This is a genomic window from Rhodoblastus sp. (assembly GCF_052145335.1).
Classification (GTDB): domain Bacteria; phylum Pseudomonadota; class Alphaproteobacteria; order Rhizobiales; family Beijerinckiaceae; genus Rhodoblastus.
On record NZ_JBKQOU010000172.1, the window covers coordinates 1 to 4,950 of the forward strand.

The following is a 4,950-nucleotide window of genomic DNA, read 5'->3' on the forward strand; positions in this document are numbered from 1 at the left end:
GCCGATCATCTTCCCCTATTCCAATCCGACCTCGCGGTCCGAATGCACCGCCGAGGAAGCCTATCGCTGGTCCGAAGGCCGGGCGATCTTCGCCAGCGGCAGCCCGTTTCCGCCAGTCGCGTTCGCGGGCAAAACCTTCGTGCCGGGGCAAGGCAACAATGTTTACATCTTCCCGGCCGTGGGGATGGCCGTCTTCGCGACCGAGGCCACGCGCATAACAGACGACATGTTTATCGTGGCGGCGAAAGCCGTCGCGGAACAGGTCAAGGAGGACAATCTCGCTAGCGGGCTGATCTATCCGCCCCAGAGCCGGATCTTCGCCACTTCGTTACACGTCGCAACGCGGGTCGCGGAATGCATCTTCGACAAGAACCTGGCGCGGGTTGATCGCCCCAAAAATGTCGCGGCGCTCATTCAGTCGCGCGTTTATCGCCCGGTTTACGAGGCATGAGGCCGCAGGTGATCGTTATGACCGCCAGTCGGCCATCAGATAGGGCGGCCGAGGCTGTGGAAGCTCGGAATGTATGCTTCTGCGAATCTAGAGTTCGCGCGCCGTGATGGCCCAACCGATTATTTTCGGCTCGGGTTCGCCTTGTCCTCGCAGATAATATTCGCATCAGCATTCCAGACAGGGACCGAAAGGCAAAAAGCAGGCGCTAGAATCCGATTGCAAATAATAGTTAGCCGACTATTTAATTAGCTTGCTATTGGAGAGCGGCGATGACAGCACAATCCGACTTAGTAGGTCCAGGCTGGTTTCCAGAAACGCTGCTCCTGCGGGTTGTTGGGGCCGGACCATCGGTAGCGACGTCCGGCCCAACTGGCCTGCTGCCGAGATCGCAGGATCGCCGTCGAAAGCAAGGCAAAATCGCGGGCGTCACGCGTAAATCAGGTTGCCCCACGACCCGTGACGGATCCTAGTCGACGGAGGGTGACCAGTGCTTCCACGCTCCAGGCGATTTGGGCTTCCTCCAGTCGAATGCCGCATTTCAGGATAAGATGACGTAACGTGTCTTCGCGCGTCAGTGGCCGATGTGAAAAGTCTCGTGCTTCGATGGCCTGATATTCCGCGAGCCTGTCGCGGTGCAGGGCGTGGCGCCGCTCCACCTCGTGCTCGAGGCCGAGCGGACCGATGACGGCCTCGGCCCGCAACTTGATCATTAAATCCTCGCGCAATTCGGCAGGATCGGAGGGTTCCGCCGCCCATTCCCGCAACGACTGCCGTCCGGCATCCAAGACGCGGTAGACCTTCGTCCGCGACTGTGGAGCCTCGTCTGCGGAGTTTGCCGCGATCCAGCCTTGCGCTTCCATGCGTCCAAGCTCTCGATAAATCTGCTGATGGGTGGCCTTCCAAAAATAGCCGATGGACCGTTCAAACCGGCGGGCCAATTCGTAACCCGATGAAGATTTTTCCAGAAGCGAAGTCAACAGGGCGTGCGGCAGGGACATCGAGACGCTCCAGAATTTCAATCCGCAAACGTTATGCAACCAGTTGCATTGCCGTCAAGTCAGTGATACGACTATGCAACCAGTTGCATAGTCGTATCACCTCAAAAGGAAATGCTCGATGACCAGCTATCCGCACCTGTTTACGCCGCTTGATCTCGGCTTCACGACCCTGCCAAACAGGGCGATCATGGGGTCGATGCATGTCGGCTTGGAGGAGATCGAGGGCGGCCCGGAACGGATGGCGGCGTTCTACCAGGAGCGCGTGAAGGGCGGTGTGGGGTTGATCGTGACTGGCGGCATTTCGCCCAACGAGGAGGGATTGACCGCGCCCGGCAGCGGCAAGCTGACAAGCGAGGATGAGGCGGCCCATCATCGGATTGTGACCGATGCCGTGCATCGCGCCGGTGGGCGGATCGCTCTGCAGATCCTTCATACTGGACGCTATTCGCTGCAACCGGGTTTGGTGGCGCCTAGCCCCTTGCAGGCGCCAATCAACCCTTTCCAGCCGCGCGACATGACGAACGAGGAAATTGAGCGGACCATCGCCGATTTTATCCGCTGCGCCGTTCTGGCCCGGCAGGCCGGATATGACGGCGTTGAAGTCATGGGTTCGGAAGGATATCTAATCAATGAGTTCATCGCCGCCCGCACCAACCGGCGCGTCGACGCCTGGGGCGGAAGTTTCGCCAACCGCATCCGTTTTCCGGTAGCTATCGTGCGCGGCATCCGGAAGAAGGTGGGACCCGATTTTATCATCATTTATCGCTTGTCCATGCTCGATTTCGTTGAGGACGGATCGACCTTCGATGAGGTGACAGAGTTGGCGCAAGCCATTGAGGCGGCGGGGGCGACCCTCCTTAATACTGGCATCGGCTGGCACGAGGCTCGCGTCCCCACCATAGCCACGCGCGTGCCGCGCGGTGCCTTCGCCTGGGTCACCAAGCGAGTGAAGGAAAAGGTGTCGATCCCGCTGATTACCAGCAATCGCATCAATACTCCCGAGGTCGCCGAACGCCTGTTGGCCGAGGGTTACGCCGATATGGTTTCCATGGCCCGGCCATTCCTCGCCGACCCCCATTTTCTAAACAAGGCCGAAGCTGGGCAGGCAGATGATATCAACACCTGTATCGCTTGCAATCAGGCCTGCCTTGATCAGATTTTCCAGGGACAGGTCTGTTCCTGCCTCGTCAATCCGCGCGCCTGCCACGAAACCGAATTGGTCTATACCAAGGCCCTGACGCCGAAAAAAATTGCTGTCGTTGGCGCCGGTCCGGCAGGCCTCAGCGCCGCCACCGTCGCCGCCGAGCGCGGCCATGACGTTACCCTTTTCGAGGCCGGGGGCGCCATCGGCGGACAATTTAACATCGCCAAGCGCATTCCCGGCAAGGAAGAGTTCGAAGAAACGCTACGCTATTTCCGTCGCCGCGTCGATCAGACCGGAGTGCAGCTGGCGCTCAACCGCCGCGTCACCGCCAGCGAACTGCAGGCGGGCGGATTCGACGAGATCATTCTCGCTACCGGCGTCACCCCGCGCATCCCGGCTATTCCCGGCATCGGTCATCCGAAGGTTCTCAGCTATCTGGAAGTTCTGCGCGAAGGTGCGGCCGTGGGCGACAGCGTCGCCATCATCGGCGCGGGGGGCATTGGTTTCGACGTCGCCGAATTCCTTAGCCATTGCGGCGTCAGCGCCAGCCTTGACCCGGTTCGCTTTTTCGCCGAATGGGGCATCGATCAGACCTTCCAGGAGCGGGGCGCGCTGGGTCGGCGGCATGTCGCGGCCCCGCCCCGGAAAATCTTTCTGCTACAGCGCAAGGCGTCCAAAGTTGGCGAAGGTCTTGGCAAGACCACCGGCTGGATTCACCGCGCTTCCCTCGCCGGGCGGGGAATTGAAATGATTTCGGGCGTCACCTATCGCGGAGTCGATGACGACGGACTACATATCGCTGTGGGAGCCGCCGAACGCACGTTGGCGGTTGATACGGTGGTCGTTTGCGCCGGCCAGGACCCCTTGCGTGAGCTTCAGCAGGAACTGGTCAGCGTCGGCAGCAGCGTGAATCTGATCGGCGGCGCCGACGAGGCCGCGGAACTGGACGCTAGGCGGGCCATTGCCCAGGGCGCCAGGTTGGCGGCCTCGTTATGACGGAGGCGGCACGAACTGAGCTGCTGCCCGTTTCGTGCACTTTCCGTTCAGGCAATTCATCGTAGTCTGGATTGCGAAAGTGCCGAAAATGACGGCGCTCGATTCTGATTCCAATCGCGGAAGCGAGCAAAAATCGCAAGCGCGCCGTTGATGCAGGTCAGGGAGCGGGGCCTGCCCTTCCGCATCGGCGATTCGGGGGCTCATTCAACCTGAAAAGGTTAGCAAGATCGCTCGCACCCGATCGCTTAGCCACGATCACGCGGACGCGCCAACAGCTACAGCGCCTTGCGTTGCTCCTGTTCCGCGCTCCCCGGTGATTTTCCCGCCGTGCATCGCTCCCGCAAAACACCGCGAAGGCGGAATCACGCGTGCGGTTCGCTGGACGAGCCGACGGAACCAGCCTGGATATGGTACATCGCTCCTCGCGTGGCGATCGTTCGAATTGCTGCGCCAGCGCCGCTCGACTGCGGTCGTTCTTGACCGATCGGCGCCATTTTGCCGCGGATGAAGCGACCGAGTTCCTCGACCGCCAGCGTGGCTTCGGGCACGATGCCGGCATAAAGCTGAAAGTCGTGCCACATGTGCGGAAATTCGATATGGGCGACCTGGACGTCACAGGCTTCGAGAGCGCCGGCAAGGCGGCGGGAATCGTCGCGGAGAATTTCCTCGCACGCCGATTCGATCATGACCGGCGGCAATCCTGCGAGATCCGCCGACAATGGAGACACCAGCGGATCCTCGGCGGAGCGTCCCTGGAGATAGGCGGCGGCGCCCTGTGCGAGCCAGGCCGGACGCAGCAGCGCGTCGTTTGCGATCGGCGCCAGCCGCGTCAACGTGAGGTCCACCCACGGCGAGATCAGCGCGACGCAAGCCGGCTGTGGCAGGCGTTCGGCGCGCAAACGCAGACAGAGCGACAATGCAAGGCCGCCTCCCGCGGAATCGCCCGCGACCGCAATCCGCTCGGGCGCGTAGCCTTTGTCGAGCAAAGCGCGATAGCACGCGAGCGCGTCGTCCAAAGCGGCGGGATAGGGATGCTCTGGCGCAAGCCGATAGTCGGGAACGAATACGTCGGCGCCGGTGAGCCTGGCGAGCCGACCGCTGATGCTGCGGTGGCTGCGGGGCGACCCGAGGATGAACGCTCCGCCGTGCAGGAACAGCACGGCGTCCGTCGCCTGGCCTGTGTCCGCCTTGCGTCGCGCCTCTTCGGTCGGCACGCCCGCCAGGCTCCGGCGCAAGAAGCGCACGCCGAACGGCACGCTCAATGTCCGGGTCGCGACGTCCGCCCAGCGGCGCTGGACGGCGCAGGAAAATTCCGGTCTTAGCGCGGGCTTGAGACAGACGCGAACGGCGACTCGCGCCAC

The 4,950-nt window shown here is 61.9% G+C and carries 4 protein-coding genes; 2 read left to right on the forward strand and 2 right to left on the reverse strand.

From position 1 onward, the window contains the following. Positions 1-451: malic enzyme-like NAD(P)-binding protein (locus ACLP2E_RS11235; RefSeq protein ID WP_442465976.1), on the forward strand; the 451-nt coding region annotated here is incomplete at its 5' end. A 437-nt stretch (positions 452-888) separates the two neighbouring features. Here the strand turns inward: ACLP2E_RS11235 and ACLP2E_RS11240 are convergent. After that, positions 889-1,449 carry a PadR family transcriptional regulator gene (locus ACLP2E_RS11240; RefSeq protein ID WP_442465977.1) on the reverse strand — a complete coding sequence of 187 codons (561 nt, stop codon included), beginning with the start codon at positions 1,447-1,449 and terminating at the stop codon, positions 889-891. Positions 1,450-1,567: 118 nt separating this feature from the next. On the opposite strand from ACLP2E_RS11240, the gene ACLP2E_RS11245 reads away from it, so the two are divergent. Continuing rightward, positions 1,568-3,589 (forward strand): oxidoreductase, encoded by a 2,022-nt coding sequence (locus ACLP2E_RS11245; protein ID WP_442465978.1) that lies wholly within the window; start codon positions 1,568-1,570, stop codon positions 3,587-3,589. Positions 3,590-3,951: 362 nt separating this feature from the next. On the opposite strand, the gene ACLP2E_RS11250 is transcribed toward ACLP2E_RS11245, so the two are convergent. Continuing rightward, on the reverse strand, positions 3,952-4,950 hold a 999-nt coding region (locus tag ACLP2E_RS11250; RefSeq protein WP_442465979.1), incomplete at its 5' end, for an alpha/beta hydrolase.

Bases quoted from the DNA above. Each gene is read 5' to 3' on its own strand.
- ACLP2E_RS11240 (WP_442465977.1), bottom strand. From the start codon at position 1,449: ATGTCCCTGCCGCACGCCCTGTTGACTTCGCTTCTGGAAAAATCTTCA.
- ACLP2E_RS11245 (WP_442465978.1), top strand. From the start codon at position 1,568: ATGACCAGCTATCCGCACCTGTTTACGCCGCTTGATCTCGGCTTCACG.